At 66.9% G+C, this 16,639-nt stretch carries 17 protein-coding genes, 2 tRNA genes and 1 pseudogene; 8 read left to right on the top strand and 12 right to left on the bottom strand.

All coding sequences use genetic code 11. The features are described 5' to 3' along the window. Positions 1-2: 2 nt before the first annotated feature. Positions 3-692, top strand: a complete 690-nt coding sequence (locus tag FPZ11_RS03885; protein ID WP_146318536.1) for a DUF8185 domain-containing protein — start codon at positions 3-5, stop codon at positions 690-692. A gap of 71 nt (positions 693-763) precedes the next feature. Here the strand turns inward: FPZ11_RS03885 and FPZ11_RS03880 are convergent, their stop codons facing one another. From FPZ11_RS03880 to pepN, 6 genes are all read right to left on the bottom strand, one after another. Next, a complete protein-coding gene (locus FPZ11_RS03880; RefSeq protein WP_246846513.1) occupies positions 764-2,446 on the bottom strand; it encodes an FAD-binding dehydrogenase in 1,683 nt (560 codons plus the stop codon). A gap of 173 nt (positions 2,447-2,619) precedes the next feature. Then, on the bottom strand, positions 2,620-3,027 hold the full coding sequence (locus FPZ11_RS03875) for a globin (RefSeq protein WP_146322678.1): 408 nt from the start codon (positions 3,025-3,027) through the stop codon (positions 2,620-2,622). Positions 3,028-3,104: 77 nt separating this feature from the next. Beyond that, positions 3,105-4,301 carry a mechanosensitive ion channel domain-containing protein gene (locus tag FPZ11_RS03870; protein WP_146318532.1) on the bottom strand — a complete coding sequence of 399 codons (1,197 nt, stop codon included), beginning with the start codon at positions 4,299-4,301 and terminating at the stop codon, positions 3,105-3,107. A 173-nt stretch (positions 4,302-4,474) separates the two neighbouring features. Beyond that, on the bottom strand, positions 4,475-5,356 hold the full coding sequence (locus FPZ11_RS03865; protein WP_146318531.1) for an ABC transporter permease: 882 nt from the start codon (positions 5,354-5,356) through the stop codon (positions 4,475-4,477). Next, positions 5,353-6,264, bottom strand: a complete 912-nt coding sequence (locus FPZ11_RS03860; RefSeq protein WP_146318529.1) for an ABC transporter ATP-binding protein — start codon at positions 6,262-6,264, stop codon at positions 5,353-5,355. Before FPZ11_RS03860 ends, FPZ11_RS03865 begins: the two co-directional genes overlap by 4 nt. Before the next feature lie 233 nt (positions 6,265-6,497). Next, positions 6,498-9,041 carry an aminopeptidase N gene (gene pepN, locus FPZ11_RS03855; RefSeq protein WP_146318527.1) on the bottom strand — a complete coding sequence of 848 codons (2,544 nt, stop codon included), beginning with the start codon at positions 9,039-9,041 and terminating at the stop codon, positions 6,498-6,500. Between the two features lie 125 nt (positions 9,042-9,166). On the opposite strand from pepN, the gene FPZ11_RS03850 reads away from it, so the two are divergent. The 4 genes from FPZ11_RS03850 to FPZ11_RS03835 all read left to right on the top strand — a co-directional run bounded on the left by FPZ11_RS03850 (position 9,167) and on the right by FPZ11_RS03835 (position 12,197). Next, on the top strand, positions 9,167-9,766 hold the full coding sequence (locus tag FPZ11_RS03850; protein WP_146318525.1) for a mycothiol-dependent nitroreductase Rv2466c family protein: 600 nt from the start codon (positions 9,167-9,169) through the stop codon (positions 9,764-9,766). Between the two features lie 12 nt (positions 9,767-9,778). Then, the gene (gene map, locus FPZ11_RS03845) at positions 9,779-10,543 is read left to right on the top strand and encodes a type I methionyl aminopeptidase (protein ID WP_146318523.1); all 765 of its coding nucleotides are present in this window, start codon (positions 9,779-9,781) and stop codon (positions 10,541-10,543) included. 71 nt (positions 10,544-10,614) lie between these two features. Continuing rightward, positions 10,615-11,103 (top strand): ribose-5-phosphate isomerase, encoded by a 489-nt coding sequence (locus tag FPZ11_RS03840; protein ID WP_146318521.1) that lies wholly within the window; start codon positions 10,615-10,617, stop codon positions 11,101-11,103. A gap of 8 nt (positions 11,104-11,111) precedes the next feature. Further along, entirely contained in the window at positions 11,112-12,197 is a 1,086-nt protein-coding gene (locus tag FPZ11_RS03835) for an Fpg/Nei family DNA glycosylase (protein WP_146318519.1), read from the top strand. A 91-nt stretch (positions 12,198-12,288) separates the two neighbouring features. Here the strand turns inward: FPZ11_RS03835 and FPZ11_RS03830 are convergent, their stop codons facing one another. The 4 genes from FPZ11_RS03830 to FPZ11_RS03815 form a co-directional block, all read right to left on the bottom strand. Beyond that, positions 12,289-12,774 (bottom strand): Dps family protein, encoded by a 486-nt coding sequence (locus FPZ11_RS03830; RefSeq protein WP_146318517.1) that lies wholly within the window; start codon positions 12,772-12,774, stop codon positions 12,289-12,291. Between the two features lie 104 nt (positions 12,775-12,878). Continuing rightward, positions 12,879-13,469: a J domain-containing protein gene (locus FPZ11_RS03825; RefSeq protein ID WP_146318515.1), complete on the bottom strand. Its 591-nt coding sequence runs from the start codon at positions 13,467-13,469 to the stop codon at positions 12,879-12,881. An 87-nt stretch (positions 13,470-13,556) separates the two neighbouring features. Then, positions 13,557-14,072 carry a DUF3060 domain-containing protein gene (locus tag FPZ11_RS03820; protein WP_168203730.1) on the bottom strand — a complete coding sequence of 172 codons (516 nt, stop codon included), beginning with the start codon at positions 14,070-14,072 and terminating at the stop codon, positions 13,557-13,559. Positions 14,073-14,127: 55 nt separating this feature from the next. After that, entirely contained in the window at positions 14,128-14,304 is a 177-nt protein-coding gene (locus FPZ11_RS03815) for a helix-turn-helix domain-containing protein (protein ID WP_146318511.1), read from the bottom strand. A gap of 83 nt (positions 14,305-14,387) precedes the next feature. Here FPZ11_RS03815 and FPZ11_RS20215 point away from each other — a divergent pair. Further along, a pseudogene (locus FPZ11_RS20215) lies at positions 14,388-14,459 on the top strand (hypothetical protein); the annotation flags it as partial. Positions 14,460-14,619: 160 nt separating this feature from the next. Continuing rightward, on the top strand, positions 14,620-15,264 hold the full coding sequence (locus FPZ11_RS20210) for a sce7726 family protein (protein ID WP_146318509.1): 645 nt from the start codon (positions 14,620-14,622) through the stop codon (positions 15,262-15,264). On the opposite strand, the gene FPZ11_RS03800 is transcribed toward FPZ11_RS20210, so the two are convergent. Together FPZ11_RS03800 and FPZ11_RS03795 are read right to left on the bottom strand one after the other, a co-directional pair. Then, positions 15,158-16,186, bottom strand: coding sequence for a beta family protein (locus FPZ11_RS03800; protein WP_146318507.1), 1,029 nt, complete (start codon positions 16,184-16,186; stop codon positions 15,158-15,160). The genes FPZ11_RS20210 and FPZ11_RS03800 overlap by 107 nt on opposite strands. Positions 16,187-16,305: 119 nt before the next feature. Next, positions 16,306-16,376: transfer RNA gene (locus FPZ11_RS03795), tRNA-Gly, on the bottom strand. Between the two features lie 165 nt (positions 16,377-16,541). On the opposite strand from FPZ11_RS03795, the gene FPZ11_RS03790 reads away from it, so the two are divergent. Continuing rightward, positions 16,542-16,616: transfer RNA gene (locus FPZ11_RS03790), tRNA-Pro, on the top strand. Positions 16,617-16,639: the final 23 nt, after the last annotated feature.

The raw sequence follows: 16,639 nt of genomic DNA, 5'->3' as shown, positions 1-16,639 counted from the left end.
ACATGAGTGAGTCATTCTCCCTGGCGGACACGTTGGCCGTGTCGGACCTTCAGGTGTATCTGTCACGCGCCGGTCGCGTCGAAGACGGGTCGGTGCGCCTGATCGCCGGCTCGGGCGTCCTGGCCGCCTACACGGCGATCCTGTACCCGCGCAGCCTTCTCGACCACATCCCCACGGTGCTCGGACTGCGCACCTTCGTGACCGACCGCGCCACCGTGTTCGACGCCGTCGTTCCCACCAGGTCGCTCTTGGACAGGCTGGCCAGGGCAGCGGATGTCCCGCCCGGCCAAGACGGCGAGCCCGAGCCGATCGGCATCAGGCTTCCTCTTCAGGTGAGCACCGTGACGTGGGCGGGCATCACGCCTCCCCGCGGCGGATGGCGGAAGGTCGGCCAGACCACGGCGCTCGTGCTGCAGCGTGCCGCAGCGGAAGGCATCGCCGAGGTGGCGGCGGCGATCCCGCGGGAAGCGGGGGAGCAGCTGGTGCAGCGGGTGCGCGGAGAAGTGTGGGGCAAGCCCATGCCGGAACTGGAATATGTCGTAGCGGGCGCGGGGTTCGCGGCCCACTCGCTCGGCTTCGTCGTGGAGCCCGACGAGATCGTCACGGTTCATGAAACCGGTCCGTGGACCCGGCTGACGATGCGCAGAGGTCACGTCCTCGTCAAGCGGGCGGCCTGGTCGCTGCGCGGCTGAATCGCGGCAGCCGGCGTTCGGATCCGGCCGAACCGTTGTATGCCGAGCGAGTCGGCGATGTCACGGCCCGATCAGCGGAGATCTGCGAGCACGCCGCGGGCGGCCTGCCTGCCGGAGAATAGGCATCCGCCCAGGAACGTTCCTTCGAGCGATCGGTAGCCGTGCACTCCGCCGCCGCCGAACCCGCTGACCTCGCCAGCCGCGTACAGTCCCCGCACAGAGGTCCCCTCGGCGTTCTGGGCACGCCCTTGCAGATCGGTCTCCAGTCCGCCCAGCGTCTTGCGGGTGAGGATGTGCAGCTTCACGGCGATGAGCGGTCCCGCCTTCGGGTCGAGGAACTTGTGCGGCGACGCCACGCGGATGAGCTTGTCGCCCCGGTATCTCCGTGCCGAGGTGATCGCGGTGAGCTGGGCATCCTTCGAGAACCCGTTGTCGAGCTCGCGATCGTGCTCCAGCACGGTGCGTTCGATCGCCTTGTCGTCGAAGGGCACGTCGGAGATCGCACGCATGCCCGAGAAGAGCTCGGGCAACGTCGCGGCGACGACGAAGTCGGCCCCGTGCTGCTTGAAGGCCTCGACGGGGGCCGGCGCACCCGGCCGCACCCGCTGCAGGAGCAGGCCGATGTTCTTGTCGGTGAGGTCGGGGTTCTGCTCGCTTCCCGAGAGGGTGAACTCCTTCTCGAGGATCTTCTGCGTGAGCACGAACCACGAGTGATCGTGCCCGGTCTGCTGCAGATGCTCGAGTGTGCCGAGCGTGTCGAAGCCGGGGAACAGCGGTGCGGGCAGCCGATTGCCCTCCGCGTCGAACCACAGGGAGGAAGGCCCGGGGAGGATCCGGATGCCGTGGTTCTGCCACACCGGGCTCCAGTTCTGGATGCCCTCGGTGTAGTGCCACATGCGGTCGCCGTTGATGACGCGCGCCCCTGCCTGCTCGCTGATGCCGATCATGCGTCCGTCGACGTGGGCGGGAACGCCGGCGAGCATGTGCGCGGGCGGAGTGCCGAGGCGCTCGGGCCAGTTGCGACGCACGAGCTCGTGATTGCCGCCGATGCCGCCCGAGGTGACGACCACAGCGGGCGCGCGGAACTCGAATTCGCCCACGACGTCGCGGTTGCTGGCGACTCCGCGTTCCATGTCGTCTTCTCTGAGGATGCTGCCCCGAACCCCGACCACCCGTCCGTCGTCGATGAGGAGTTCGTCGACCCTGTGCCGGTGCGCCAGCGTCGCGCGGCCGTCCGCGTGGCCCTGCCGCACCCGTGCGATGAACGGTTGCAGGAGGCCCGGCCCCGTGCCCCACGTGATGTGGAAGCGCGGAACGGAGTTGCCGTGCCCTCCCGCCGTGCCGCTGCCGCGCTCGGCCCAGCCGACCACCGGGAAGAGCTTCACACCCTTCGAGCGCAGCCAGGAACGCTTCTCACCGGCCGCGAACTCGAGGTACGCCTCCGCCCATCGGCGCGGCCAGAGGTCTTCCTCACGGTCGAAGGCCGCGGTTCCGAACCAGTCCTGCCTGGCGAGCTCGAGCGAGTCGTGAACACCCATGCGGCGTTGCTCGGGGGAGTCGATGAGGAAGAGTCCGCCGAACGACCAGAACGCCTGCCCGCCGAGCGACTGCGGCGGCTCCTGTTCCACCACCAGCACGCGCTTGCCCGCATCGAGCAGTTCGCCGGCCGTCACGAGTCCCGCCAGGCCGGCTCCCACGATGATGGCGTCGAACTCGATCGACTCTCCTGAAGCGGACTGAGCGTTGACGGGCAAGGGGGGGCGTGGGCATCCGGGGTCTCCTTCGATCGGATCGCGTCGTCTCAGTATCTCTGGTCTGCGGCCGGCAGCACTCATCGCGGCGATTCGGCACCTTCGGTCCACCGCTCCACGACCGGAACCAGTAGGCGAGTGCAGCACCCACCGCCTCGCGGCTGGGGGTGCCGGGATCAGTCCTCGAAGGTGTTCACCAGAGAATGCGCGGCACGTTCCAGGTAGTCCCAGAGCGTGGCATCCTGCAGCGGCGGCAGCGCGAGCTCGTCCAGCGAAGCGCGCATGTGGGCGAGCCAACGATCGCGCGCTTCCGGGTTCACCTTGAACGCGACGTGACGCATGCGCAGCCGCGGGTGCCCGCGCAACTCGCCGTAGGTCGATGGCCCGCCCCAGTATTGCTCGAGGAACATGCGGAGTCTGTCGCTCGCGGGTCCCAGGTCTGCCTCCGGATACATCGGACGCAGCACCGGATCGTCGGCGATGCCGCGGTAGAAGCCGTCGACGAGTCGCTGGAAGGTCTCGTGACCGCCGACCTGCTCGTAGAACGTGCCCGTCGCGGCTTCTGCACCGCGCGAGGTGCGCAGCGTCACGTTCGACGCGGCGATCGGAAGACCTGCCGCGGGAGAGGCGGCGTCCGAGGCAGGCGATGGCAGGTCGGAAGTCACTGTTGTCCTTCGTGATGGTCGCTCTGCAGGCCATGCTCGCCGGGCGACGGGTTGCGCGGCGCCGCACCTGGCGTGGTGCCGGTGTTCGGCAGGGGCTTGGTGATGGCCTGAGGATGCCTCGCGGTCGACGGCGCAGCGGGCTCGGTGCTTGTCGTGGTCCGTTTCGCGCGCTTGCGCTTCGCCTTCGGATCCTGCGTCGTCACGACCGGGTTCGGGCGCGTGCGCGGCGGGTGGGCTCCGGTGATGCTGGCCGCTCCGTCGAAGCCCGTGAGCACCACGCTGGAGAGCGACGGCAGAGTGACCCCCATCTCATCGAGAGACGCCTTGAGTCGCTTGCGCAGTTCGCGTGCGACATCGTCCTTCGCCGTCGTGCGGGTCTTGAGCACGACGCGCAGCACGATCGCATCGCTGGAGACGGACTCGATGCCCCAGATCTCCGGCTTCTCGACGATGCGGGAGCGCCAACGCGGCGTGGTCGCGAGCTCGGTCGCGACCTTCAGCATGCGTTCTTCGATGGCATCGACGTCGCTGTCGTACGGCACCGCCAGGTCGGTGATGACGCGCGCCCAGCCCTGCGACATGTTGCCGACGCGCAGGATCTCGCCGTTGCGCACGAACCACAGCGTGCCGTTGACGTCGCGGATCTGGGTGACGCGAATGCCCACCACCTCGACGACACCGGTTGCGGGTCCCAGGTCGACGACGTCGCCGACGCCGAGCTGGTCCTCCATCACCATGAAGAGGCCGTTCAGCACGTCCTTCACGATGTTCTGCGCGCCGAAACCGAGGCCGGCGCCAAGAGCAGCGGTGAGCAGGGCGAACGAGCCGAGGATGTCCTTGTTGATCGCGTTGACGCACAGGATGATCGCGATGATCGCGATGACCACGTTCACGATGTTGCTGAGCACGGTGCCGAGCGTGCGGGTGCGTTGAACGACGCGCACCGCGGCGATGGGCGAGGCGGTGAGCGCCTGGGTGTCCGCGACGTTCTGCTTGTTCTTCACGCCGCTGACGATCTGGCGCACGATGCGGCGGATGATCAGGCGCAACAGCCACGCCACGAAGAACGAGACGACGATGATCACGGCACACCAGACGAGCTTCCAGCCGATGGCGATGAGCCCTTCGAGGATCGTGTGCCAGAAGCTCGGGTCTGCGGCGTTCGCGGTGGGAAGCAGCGAGGTGAAGATCATCGTGACCGATTCTAGTGAGCCGGATGAAGGCATCCTGGGCGCCGCCTAGGGAAGAGCACGGATGCCTGCGACAGGCTCATCGAGCTCTGTCACGGGCATCCGTGGCCGGGTGGTGTCGCACCCGGCGGTTCCCCCGAGGAACGGGCGAACCCGTTCCGGCCGAATCCGTCGTGTCAGACGTCTCGCTTCTTGGTGAGGATGGCGCCGATGACGGCCACGACGACGACCCAACCGAGCACGACCAGCCCGCCCTGCCACGCATTCAGCGAGAGCAGACCGTCGTGCATGGTGACCTGTTTGGTGCCGGGCGCCACATAGGCGTAAAGCTGGGCGCCCGACTGCGACGGCAGGAACTGGGTCACGTTCGCGATCCACTTCGCCTGCGTGAGGCTGAAGATCAGGTTGCCGACGATCGGCAGCACGAGGAGTGCACCGAGAATGGTGGCGATGCCGCCCGCGGAGTTGCGGATCACCGATCCGAAGGCGAAGGCGAGCATCGCGATCAGGGTGAGGTACGCCGCGCCGCCCAGCATCGGCAGCAGCACGCTCGACGACATCAGGTCGGTGTCGAGGCCGCGGGCGTGGAAGATGCCCATGGCGACGAGCGCGGAGACGCCGATCGAGATCACGCCGACGACGAAGACCACCACGGTCAGCACGATGAGCTTCGCGAAATAGGCGCCGAGGCGTCGGGGATCGGCGGTGTATGTCGAGCGGATCATCCCGGTGGCGTACTCGCCGCTGATCACGAGCACACCGAGAACGGCGACCGCGAGCTGGGTGAACACGACGCCGATCGTCGAGGCGGAGACCAGGTAGGAGTTCGCCTGATCCGCCGGGATCTGCGAGACGTCCTCGAGGTGGAAGATCCCGGCACCGGCGGCAGCGAGCCCGATCGCGAGCACGATGACGATGCCGAGGCACCAGACCGTCGAGCGCAGGCTGCGCAGCTTGATCCACTCGGAGCGGAACAGACCGGCGAAGCTGAGGCGGATGCCGTCGAGCGGGCTCGCGCCCGGCGTCCGGTGGTCGAGAGTGTCGGTCGCCGTGGTCATCGGGTCACCTCCGAGTGATATTCGACCTCGTCCTGCGTCAGCTCGAGGTAGGCCTCTTCGAGGGAGGCGTCAATGGGTGTCAGCTCGTGCAGTGCGATGCCCGCGGCCGCGGCGGTGTCGCCGATCCTGGCCGCGTCGACACCGACGACCTCCAGCGCACCGTCGTCGAACGACGTCACCGTGATGTCGGGACCGGCGAGTGCGGAGGTGAGGCCTTGGGCGTTCGGAGTGCGCACGCGCACCGCACGCCGAGTGGCTCCGGCGATGACCTGCGAGATGGGAGCATCCGCGAGAACGTGACCCCGGCCGAGCACGATGAGGTGGTCGGCGGTCTGCGACATCTCGCTCATCAGGTGCGAGGAGATGAACACCGTGCGGCCCTCGGAGGCGAGGTAGCGGCAGAACTCGCGCACCCAGCGGACACCCTCGGGGTCGAGACCGTTCACCGGCTCGTCGAGGATGAGCGTGTGCGGGTCGCCGAGCAGCGCGGCGGCGATGCCGAGGCGCTGTCCCATGCCGAGCGAGAACCCGCCGACGCGCTTGTTCGCCACGGACTCCAGTCCGGTCATCGCGATCACCTCGCGCACCCGGCTCTTCGGGATGCCGTGCGTCGCCGCGAGCGCGAGCAGGTGGTTGAACGCCGTGCGGCCGGTGTGCACGGCCTTGGCCTCCAGAAGGGCGCCGACTTCGTGGAGCGGTGCCGGATGCCTCGCATACGGCTTGCCCGCGATCAGTGCGGTGCCTTTCGTCGGCTTGTCCAGCCCCATGATCATGCGCATGGTGGTGGACTTGCCGGCGCCGTTGGGGCCGAGGAAGCCTGTGACGATGCCTGGGCGCACCGTGAAGCTCACGTCGTCGACGGCCAGCTTGGGGCCGTACCTCTTGCTGAGGCCTTCGATTTCGATCATGGCCCCAGTCTTCTGCACGCGCGCCGTGCCGGGCATCCATCTACAGGATGAGGGCGATGCACCTGTTCGGCGATATCCGCTCGCTCGCCTCCGCGGGTTGAGAAGCTCGATCACCTCCGTGGGTTGAGGAGCACGCGGCGCGGCCGCGCGCGTCTCGAAACCCAGCCGCAAGAACGCGAGGGTGTCGAGACGCGCCGCTGCGCGGTGCTCCTCAACCTACGAGGTCCGGTGCCTCAGCCCTGCGAATCCCGCTCCTGCGCCGCGAGCGCGCGCTCCACGGAGGCGAGGTTCTCCGTCACGAGTCGGCGAAGGGCCGCGGGCTCCTGATTGGCGTCGAGCCAGGCGCGCGTCGCGTCGGCGAGCTCCCGATTCGCCAACGGGAACGGGAACATGCCCTCCACCAGGTACTCCGCGATCTTGTAGGTGCGAGATGCCCACACCGACTGCAGCGCGTCGAAGTACTTGGCGACGTACGGCTCGAGCAGGGCGACGTCACGGGCGCGCTGGAATCCCAGCCCGGTCATGCGCACGATCGTGTTCGGCAGATCGTCGGCATCGAACACGCTGGCCCACGCCGCGGCCTTGCCCGCGGTGGTCGGGATGCTGGCGCGCGCCTGGGCCGCGGCCTGTGCGCCGGTCGCCGTGTTGTCCGCTGCCAGCGCCGCGTCGATCTCCGCACCGCTCGCCTCGCCGCCCGCGACGAGCGAGGTGAGCAGCTCCCAGGCGAGGTCGGTGTCGACGGTGAGCCCGTCGAGCACGATGGATCCGTTGCGCAAGCCCGTGACGGAGGCGAGCTGTGCACGGGTCGTGGCGAGCGCCGCGAAGAACTTCACGAACTGGAACTGGGCATCGCTGCCAGGCTCGGCGTCTGAGGCGAGCTGCCAGAGGGCATCCGCCGCCGTGACCGTCGCTTCGGCGCGCTTCTCCGGCGCGACATAGGAGTGCACGCTCAAGACGAGCTGGTTCAGCGTGGTGCGCAGTGTCGTCGACTCGGTCTCGGAACCGATGTTGCCGAGCACGAGGCGCACGTAGTCGCTCGCCGGCGTCTCGGCGTCACGCGTGGCATCCCACACCGAACCCCACACGAGCGAACGCGCGAGAGGGGACTCGATGTCGGCGAGGTGCGCGATCGCGACGGCCAGGGAGTCGTCGTCGAGGCGGATCTTGGCATAGGCCAGGTCGTCGTCGTTGATGAGCACGAGATCGGGGCGCTTCTTGCCGACCAGCTCGGGAACCTCGGTGCGCTCCCCGTCGACGTCGAGCTCGAGCCGGCCGTCGCGCACGAGCTTGCCTCCACGCAGGTTGTACAGCCCGATCGCGAGGCGGTGCGGGCGCAGCGTCGGGTAGTCGGGATGCGCGCTCTGCAGCACCGCGAACGCGGTGACGGTTCCGTCGGCGTCCGTGACGATCTCGGGGCGCAGCGTGTTCACGCCGGCCGTCTCGAGCCACAGCTTCGACCACGATCCGAGCTCGCGGCCGCTGGTGGCCTCGAGCTCGACGAGCAGGTCGCGCAGTTCGGTGTTGGAGTGCGCGTGCTTCTTGAAGTACTGCGAGACGCCGGCGAGGAAGTCGTCCTGGCCGACCCAGGCGACCAGCTGCTTGAGCACGGACGCGCCCTTGGCGTAGGTGATGCCGTCGAAGTTGACCTGCACGTCCTCGAGGTCGTTGATGGTCGCGACGATCGGGTGCGTCGACGGCAGCTGGTCCTGTCGGTACGCCCAGCTCTTCTCCATGGCCGCGAACGTGGTCCACGCCTCGCGCCATTCGGTCGCCTCGGCGGTGGCGAGGGTCGACGCGTACTCGGCGAACGACTCGTTGAGCCAGAGGTCGTTCCACCACTTCATCGTGACGAGGTCGCCGAACCACATGTGCGCGAGTTCGTGCAGGATCGTGACCACGCGGCGTTCCTTGATGGCGTCGGTCACCTTCGAGCGGAACACGTAGGTCTCAGTGAAGGTGATCGCACCGGCGTTCTCCATGGCGCCCGCGTTGAACTCGGGGACGAAGAGCTGGTCGTATTTCGCGAACGGGTACGGAACGTCGAAGCGCTCCTCGTAGAACGCGAAGCCCTCGCGGGTCTTGTCGAAGATGTAGTCGGCATCCATGTACTCGGCGAGGGATGCGCGGGCGTAGACACCGAGCGGAATGGTGCGGCCGTCGCTGCTGGTCAGCTCGGACGCCCAGCTGGAATAGGGGCCGGCGATGAGCGCGGTGATGTAGGAGGAGATGACCGGTGTCTCCTCGAACACGGTCGTCTTCACGTCGCCGTTCTCCTCGACCGAGGCGACGGGGGAGTTGCTCACGACGGCCCACCGCTGCGGGGTGGTCACCGTGAACGTGAACCGCGCCTTGAGGTCGGGCTGCTCGAACACGGCGAACATGCGACGGGAGTCCGGAACCTCGAACTGCGTGTAGAGATACACCTCGCCGTCCACGGGATCGACGAAGCGGTGCAGGCCCTCGCCCGTGTTCGTGTACCTGGGGTGCGAGACGACGGTCAGCTCGTTCTCGGCCTTGAGATCAGGCAGCTGGATGCGCACGCCGTCGTTCACCGCGCCGACATCGAGCGTCTCCCCGTTGAGCACGATCGAGTCGACGGATGCCGTGATCGCGTCGATGAACGTGGACGCGCCCTCGGTCGCCGCGAACGTCACGGTCGTGGTGCTCAGGAACGTCTCGTCGCCCGTCGTGAGGTCGAGGACGACGTCATAGCTGTGCGTGTCGACGATGGCGCGGCGCTCTGCCGCCTCGATGCGTGTGAGGTTCTCTCCAGGCATGGTTCTCCTTCTGATCAGCTGGCGCGCATCGTGTGCGGCATCCGACCGTCAAGCCTATGCGTCGAAGGCATCCCAGGGGTGGGGCCCGAACACGGGAGTGGGGCGACCAGGCTTAGATGGATGCCATGACCGATGTCGATTTCTGGTTCGATCCCTCGTGCCCGTGGGCCTGGATGACGTCTCGCTGGGTGGACGAGGTGTCTCCGCACCGCGACCTCGACGTGACCTGGCACATCATGAGCCTCTACGTGCTCAACGAGGACAAAGACGTGTCGGAGTCCTACCGTGCGATGCTCCCGCGCACCCTTCGGTACGCACGGTTGGTGACCGCTGTGGGAGAGCTGGCCGGCCAGCGGGCCGTGAAGCCGCTCTACGACGCGTTGGGCACGCGCATCCACCCAGGCCACCGCAAAGACGTCGAGGCGATCGTCGCTGAGTCGCTCGCCGAGGTGGGGCTGCCCGCTGACTACGCGCGCTTCGCGGACTCGGACGAGTTCGACGCCAGGTTGCGTGCGAGTCACGCCGACGGCATCGGGCGGGTCGGGCAGGATGTCGGCACTCCGGTGATCGCCGTGAACGGCACGGCCTTCTTCGGTCCGGTCATCTCGCCGACGCCGCGTGGCGAGACGGCTCTCACGCTGTGGGACGGGATCGTCGCCGCGTCGTCGTACGACGGCTTCTTCGAGCTCAAGCGCTCGCGCACGCGCGATCCGATCTTCGACTGACGGCAGGCTCACATGATCGAGGTGTTGAGCGAGGCGGAGGTCCGCCGGGCCCACCACACGGGGCGACTCGTCGCAGGCATCCTGCAGACGATGAAGGCGCGAGCGGTCGTCGGCACGAACCTGCTTGAGATCGATGAGTGGACGGCCGAGCTGATCAGGGATGCCGGTGCGCAGTCCTGTTACGTCGACTACGCGCCGTCGTTCGGCCGCGGCCCGTTCGGTCACTACATCTGCACGTCGGTGAACGACGCCGTGCTGCACGGACTGCCGCACGACTATCGGCTTCGCGACGGCGATCTGCTCACCCTCGACCTCGCCGTGTCGCTCGACGGCATCGTGGCGGACTCGGCGATCAGCTTCGTCGTGGGCGGCACCGCTGATGCAGCGGATCTCGCGATGATCGCCGCGACCGAGGATGCCTTGGCCGCAGGCATCGCCGCCGCCGTTCCGAACGGGAGGATCGGCGACATCTCGCGCGCCATCGGCGCGGTGCTCGAGGGTGCGGGCTTCAGTGTGAACACGGAGTTCGGCGGCCACGGAGTCGGCTCGACGATGCATCAGGATCCGCACATCCCGAACGCGGGCAGACCGGGTCGCGGGTATCGCCTTCGGCCCGGCGTGCTCCTGGCGATCGAGCCATGGGTCATGGCCGGCACCGACCGCCTGGTCACCGATGCAGACGGCTGGACGCTGCGCAGCGCCGACGGCTCGCGCACGGCCCACAGCGAGCACACCATCGCGGTCACGGCGGACGGTCCCGTGATCATCACTCGGTAGGCGCATTCCGGTCGGACGGGCGCGTGCGTGCGGCCGCTCGCGGCCTCGTTCGCGTCCCTAGACTGGTGCCCATGCGCATCCACATCGCCACCGATCACGCAGGCCTCGAGTTCTCCCAGACGCTGAAGGAGCACCTGAGCGAGGCCGGGCACGAGGTGATCGATCACGGACCGCAGCTCTTCGATCCGCTCGATGACTACCCGGCGTTCTGCATCAACGCGGCCAAGGGCGTCGCCGCCGATCAGGAAGCGGGGGTTCAGGCGCTCGGCATCGTGTTCGGCGGGTCGGGCAACGGCGAGCAGATCGCCGCCAACAAGGTGCACGGCATCCGCGCGGCGCTGGTGTGGAGTGAGAGCACCGCGCTGCTCGCCAGACAGCACAACGACGCGAACGTGATCGCGATCGGCGCCCGCCAGCACACCGTCGACGAGGCGATCGCGTACATCGACACGTTCATCGCCGAGCCGTTCTCATTCGAGGAACGGCATGTTCGCCGTATCGCCCAGCTCGCGGAGTTCGAGGCGACGGGAGACATCGCCGGCAAGAACGTCGATCACTAGGCCTGCGCATGCCAGAGGGTCACTCCGTTCATCGCATCGCGCTGCAGTTCCGGCGCAACTTCGTCGGCAAGACCGTCGCCGTCAGCTCCCCCCAGGGCCGTTTCGCCGCCGAGGCCGCCCTCATCGACGGGCAGAGAATGGTGGATGCCCGTGCCGTCGGCAAGCAGATGTTCCTCGAGTTCGAGAACGGCCTGTGGTTGCGCGTGCACCTCGGCATCTACGGTGCGTGGGACTTCGCAGGCGAGATCACGGTGGACGAGACCATCCGCTCGGCCGGCGGCCGGATGGGCCAGACGAACCAGCGCGGCACCGTGATGGAAACCCCGCTGCTCGACTCCCGAGGCGAGGACTCGATCGCGAGCATGGGTGCGCCGCGGCGTGCGAGGCTGCGCATGTCCGAGTCGGAGAAGGAAGACGACACCGCGTTCGTGTTCCCGCCCGAGCCGGTCGGTGCCGTCCGCGCGAGATTGCTCACCGACAGCGCCGTGGCCGACCTGCGCGGGCCGACAGCGTGCCAGGTGATCGACGGTGAGACGGCGGCATCGATCGTGGCCGGGCTGGGTCCCGATCCGCAGGTGGACGACGGCCCTGAAGTCGAGGAACGGGTCGCCGAGGCGCTCACGACGAAGAAGACCCCCATCGGCCTGCTGCTCATGGACCAGTCGATCGTCAGCGGGATCGGCAACGTCTACCGTGCCGAGCTGCTGTACCGGGCGCGTCTGAATCCGCACACCCCCGGCAACAAGGTTCCACTGGAGACGGCGCGCGCATTGTGGCGGGACTGGTCGCACCTGCTCGAGGTGGGCGTGCGCACCGGCCAGATGATGACCATGGACGACCTCTCGCCCGAAGACTGGGCCAAGGCGATGGCCAGCCGCGAAGATCGGCACTGGGTCTACAAGCGCGAGGGGCTGCCGTGCCGGGTGTGCGGAACGCACATCACGATGGAGCTGATGGCGGCCCGCAAGCTCTATTGGTGCCCGTACTGCCAGGCCCAGCCGTGGGCAGCGCCGCGGACTGACGAGCGCGGCGGGGCCGCGCGGCCAACGCGGGTGAGGAACGCCGCGCAGCGCCGATCTCGCACCGTGGGTTGAGGAGCGCCGCGCAGCGCCGCGCCTCGAAACCCCTCGCTCGCACGACGAAGGGGCCCGCGCCATCGGCGCCGGCCCCTTCGTGAATCTCGTGCTACTTCGCGATGTGGGCGAAGAGCAGCCAACGGTCCTTGTCGAGGCCGCGTGCGATCTCGATGGCGACATCCTGGCTGCTCTGGTCGAGCTCGTCGAGCTCGCGCACCGCCGTGTTCACGGTGTCCAGCGCCACGTCGATCTGGTTGATGACCTCGGCGATCGACTTGTCCGACTGCACGAACCCGTCACTGAGCGCCGGTGCCTTGGTGTTCGCGGCGACCGTCGCGATGCGGGCATCGATCGGAAGACCGAGCGCGACGATCCGCTCGGCTGCGGTGTCGGCCCACTCCTGGGCGTGCTCGACGAGAGTGTCGAGCAGCTCGTGCACACCGATGAAGTTCGCGCCGCGCAGATTCCAGTGCGCCTGCTTGCCGTTGACGACCAGCGCTTCCAGCTCGATGACGACGGGGGTGAGGAACTGTGCGGTGCCTGCGGCGACGTCCGGGTTCGTGGTGGCCTTCGGGGTGGTGGCTGTGGTGCTCATGGATTCGTGATCCCTTCCGCTCGTTGTCACCTGCAACGCTACGCGGACGCCTGCATTCCGCAAGCAAGCAGAGGCTTGGCTAACCACCGAAGGCTGCTTGCGGATCAGCCCTTGAACGCCCCGACGATGAGCAGGATGTTCCCCAGCAGCCCGAACGCGCCCAAGAGCAGCGATATCCAGGCGATGATCCGGGTTGCTGTGTACATGCCGCTGCCGTAGCCGCGCACGCGCACCAGCGACCAGATGCTCAGGCCCATCCCGAAGAGTGTGAGCGGCATGAGGAGCCACCAGAACCACGACGACACCGCGAGCACGAGCCCGAGGATCCCGATCTGAAGCGAGCGCACCTTGCGGGACTGTTCTTCCTCGACGCTGCGGCGCTTGCCTTTGGCGGGGGTGTCGTCGGGCCATCCACTGGGCTCGGGGGCCGCAACCCGTTCGCCGAACTCGGGCTCCTTGCCTGCCGCCCGCTGTGCGACGGCCGTGCGCTGCTGCGTGCCTTGGGTCTTCTGCCGATGGGTCATCAGCGTCACGCGCGCCTCGCTCAGCATCTGAACCTCGGCCTTTTCGGCGTCGGGATCGCCGGCGTTCGAACCGCCGACCTCCTTCGCTTTCGCGGAGTAGGCGGTGAGGATGTCTGAGGCCGAGGCATCCCTCGCGACGCCGAGTGCGGCGGCGGCTTCGTCAGGTGTCATGCGTGTGTCTTCTCGAGGATGTCTGGGGGCGCGGTCACGCAGGTCGATGACCGTGGTCCGCCCATTCTTTCAAACCCGGCGTGCCGCTCATTGCAGCGTGAGGGTGTCCTGGTCACCGCTGACCCGGTATTCGCTCGGCTTGCGCTTGGTGGTCACCACGTTGCGGTCGCCCTCTACGACGACCGATCCGAGTGCCGGTGCCGTGATCGCGTTGTTCTGTCCCGTGATCACGACGGAACCGATCGAGCCGGAGGTGACGGAGATGCCGTTGCCCTTGAGCACAGCCGAACCGATGCGATCCTGAGCGGTCACCGTCACGGACTGACCCTGTACATCGAGGGAGACCGCTCGATCCACCAGCACGGTCACTCCGTTGCCCCGAACATGCACTGCTCCGCATTCACCGCCGACGACGTAGTGATGCGATGGACCGTCGAGCTCCACGGACTGACCGGGGCTGCACCGAACGTGTCCGCCGGTGGTGTACACCGTCGGGTCATCGGTCGGCTGCACGGTCTCCGAGCACGCGGCGAGTCCGACGAGACAGCCCCCGACAAGAAGTACGGAGGCGGCGCGGCGGAGCGATTGCGTGCGCGGGGGCATTGGCCCATCTTGACAGATCCCTGTGGCGCGATGTGGTCTTCCGTCTCCCGATGCCCTAGCCGGCTCGCGGGTGATCTGCGACGGACTGATCGGCCGCACCCCGGCCAGGATCCGCGAACAGCTCCGCAGGTTCGACTCCCAGCGCCTCGGCAACCCGGTAGATGTTGTCGAGACCGACATTGCGTTCGCCGCGCTCGATCCCGCCGACGTAGGAGCGGTCGAGTTCGGACAAGTGAGCGAGCTCTTCTTGACTGCGGAGCGGTGCTGCGGTACTACGTGCGGCCGCTGCTGCCGGGGTTGAACCTCCCTCCGAAGATGCGGTGGCACGACCTCCGGCACACCTACGCGAGCCTTATGCTCGCGGCGGGGATTTGGCCACACAAGGTGAGCCATTGGATGGGCCACGCCTCTCTCGTCACAACGGACACCGTCTACGGGCACCTGTACCCGAGTGACTACAGCGCCGAAACTGCCCAGTACGAGGCGTTCTCGGTGGCTGCGGAAGGGTGACTCGGTGCTCTTGTCACCCGCAAGTAGGATCGCTCGCATGGTGCCTGTGACGGAGGAGGAGATTCGCCACGTTGTCCGTTCAGCCGTTGCCCCACACCCATTGCCCGTGGGCAACCTTTTCGTTGAAGAATTCGTTGTCAGTGAGCGCGGACGGATCGATCTCGCTCTGATCGGCGATCGTCTATCCGGCTTCGAGTTGAAGAGCGACTTGGATACTCTCCATCGGCTCCCGCGCCAGATGGCCACGTACGGCGAGGTGTTTGATTTCTGCACACTCGTTGTCACACAACGGCATCTGCCTAAAGCACGTGAGCTACTGCTTCCAGGCTGGGGACTGGCCGTAGTCAAGTACGGGACGGAGGGCTTGAGCTACCGGCAGCTTCGTCGGCCACGACCAATGAAGACGGTGAGGAAGCAGGCCCTGGCACAACTGCTGTGGCGTGACGAGGCTCTTCACGCGCTGGATGCCCTCGACGCAGCTGCCGGCGTGAGGTCCAAGCCACGTGACGTCCTTTGGCAGCGGCTCTGTGACGTGACGGAGTTGGATCAACTGCGTGCGATCGTGACGAACGCCCTCACGGCTCGCCAAGGGTGGCGAGACGTTCAAGCACCACATGCACGTGTCGAGAGATCCCAGCCCGCAGGTGGGTCATCGCGTTTCCTGGCCCGGAGGCTCCGCTAGCGACGTCCGCGATCTGCTGGTCACCGGGGCTGAAGGACGCACCGGAATAGTACGGAGCAGCTATCAGTTCGGTTGCGAGTGCACGGTACTGCTCGCTGGGGTTCCTTCGTTCTTGGGCACGATGGATGATCCAGGTCTGGTCGCTTGCATAGCGGATGTTGGGAATCGGAGCGAAGGGCACACTTGCGTAGGTCGGCACACCGATCGTGTAGTCCCCAAACACGATCGGACGGGAAGCAATCCTTCGAGTCGCAGTAAACGCAGCGGCGTCTGTGCGCGGGATCGCACGCACACTGGAGGTGGGTACAAGATCAGCAATCGCGGCAGGGAATGCCGAGAACGCGACAACCACAGTCCTCCAGTCATCTAAGTCCGGGAGAGAACGTAGGCACTGATCCGCCACCGCCGCTAGTACCGTGGCTGCCCCGTCGACGAGTCCAGCGTCGATCACCACATCAACGTCTTTCGTGTCCAAGGAAAGCTGTTCGAGGGTCGAGGCGATGTCAGCTGCTGTATCCGAAGCCTGGTCCAGAAGATCCTCTGCTTCGATCCGGAGCACTACGCCGCGCCGATCAACGCTTGTGATGCGCGAGATCGCCGCCAGCGTGTCTGGCCCTTCGGTCACGGTGATGACCGGCACAGGCTTGGTCACCGACCGTAGAGCCGCGAACAGACTCTCAATGCTGGATGCGAAGTCAGACTCATCCACGTCTTCGAAGTTGAGTGAGTGTATCCAAACGACGTCGTCTGAGCGGCCCCAGGATCGTGTAATCGGAGACGCGGCTGCTTCCGGTGATAGGACCTCGAGAAGGGGAACGACTAGATCCGAGGTACAGGTTTCGATAGCTCCATACTCAGCCATCTTGGCCTTGAGGATCGGGACGTAAGCGTTGGCGCCGAGAGCGCTGTTAGGGCTGACCATGCCGCATGGTATCCCCGCAACGGACGGGGGCAACCTACCCCAGAACACGGGGTCTTCACGGGGATTGGCCTCTGGAGCTTCTCGACCCGATGGGCCGTTCGCCCAGTAGTTATAAGGAGAGGGGATGACGGGAATCGAACCCGCACCATCAGTTTGGAAGACTGAGGCTCTGCCATTGAGCTACATCCCCGGGCGGCGGTGCGCCGCGTGCAAGTGTAGTGCATGGCGGGGGCCCGACCGGAATCGGGTCGGGGAGAGGCATCCTCTATCATTCGGTAGACTGTGTGAGGTCATTTCGGCTTGCTGACGCCCTGGTGCGTGCCCGGCCGGCGGACTTCACGGGTCCACCACGATCCGGGGCGTAGCTCAGCTTGGCTAGAGCGCCCGCTTTGGGAGCGGGAGGCCGCAGGTTCAAATCCTGTCGCCCCGACAACACCGACTTTGACCGAACCA

Origin of the sequence: Humibacter ginsenosidimutans, from assembly GCF_007859675.1 — a bacterium.
GTDB classification, from domain to species: Bacteria; Actinomycetota; Actinomycetes; order Actinomycetales; family Microbacteriaceae; genus Humibacter; species Humibacter ginsenosidimutans.
The sequence above is the reverse complement of the archived record's forward strand: the minus strand, read 5'-3'. Positions and strand labels throughout refer to the sequence as shown.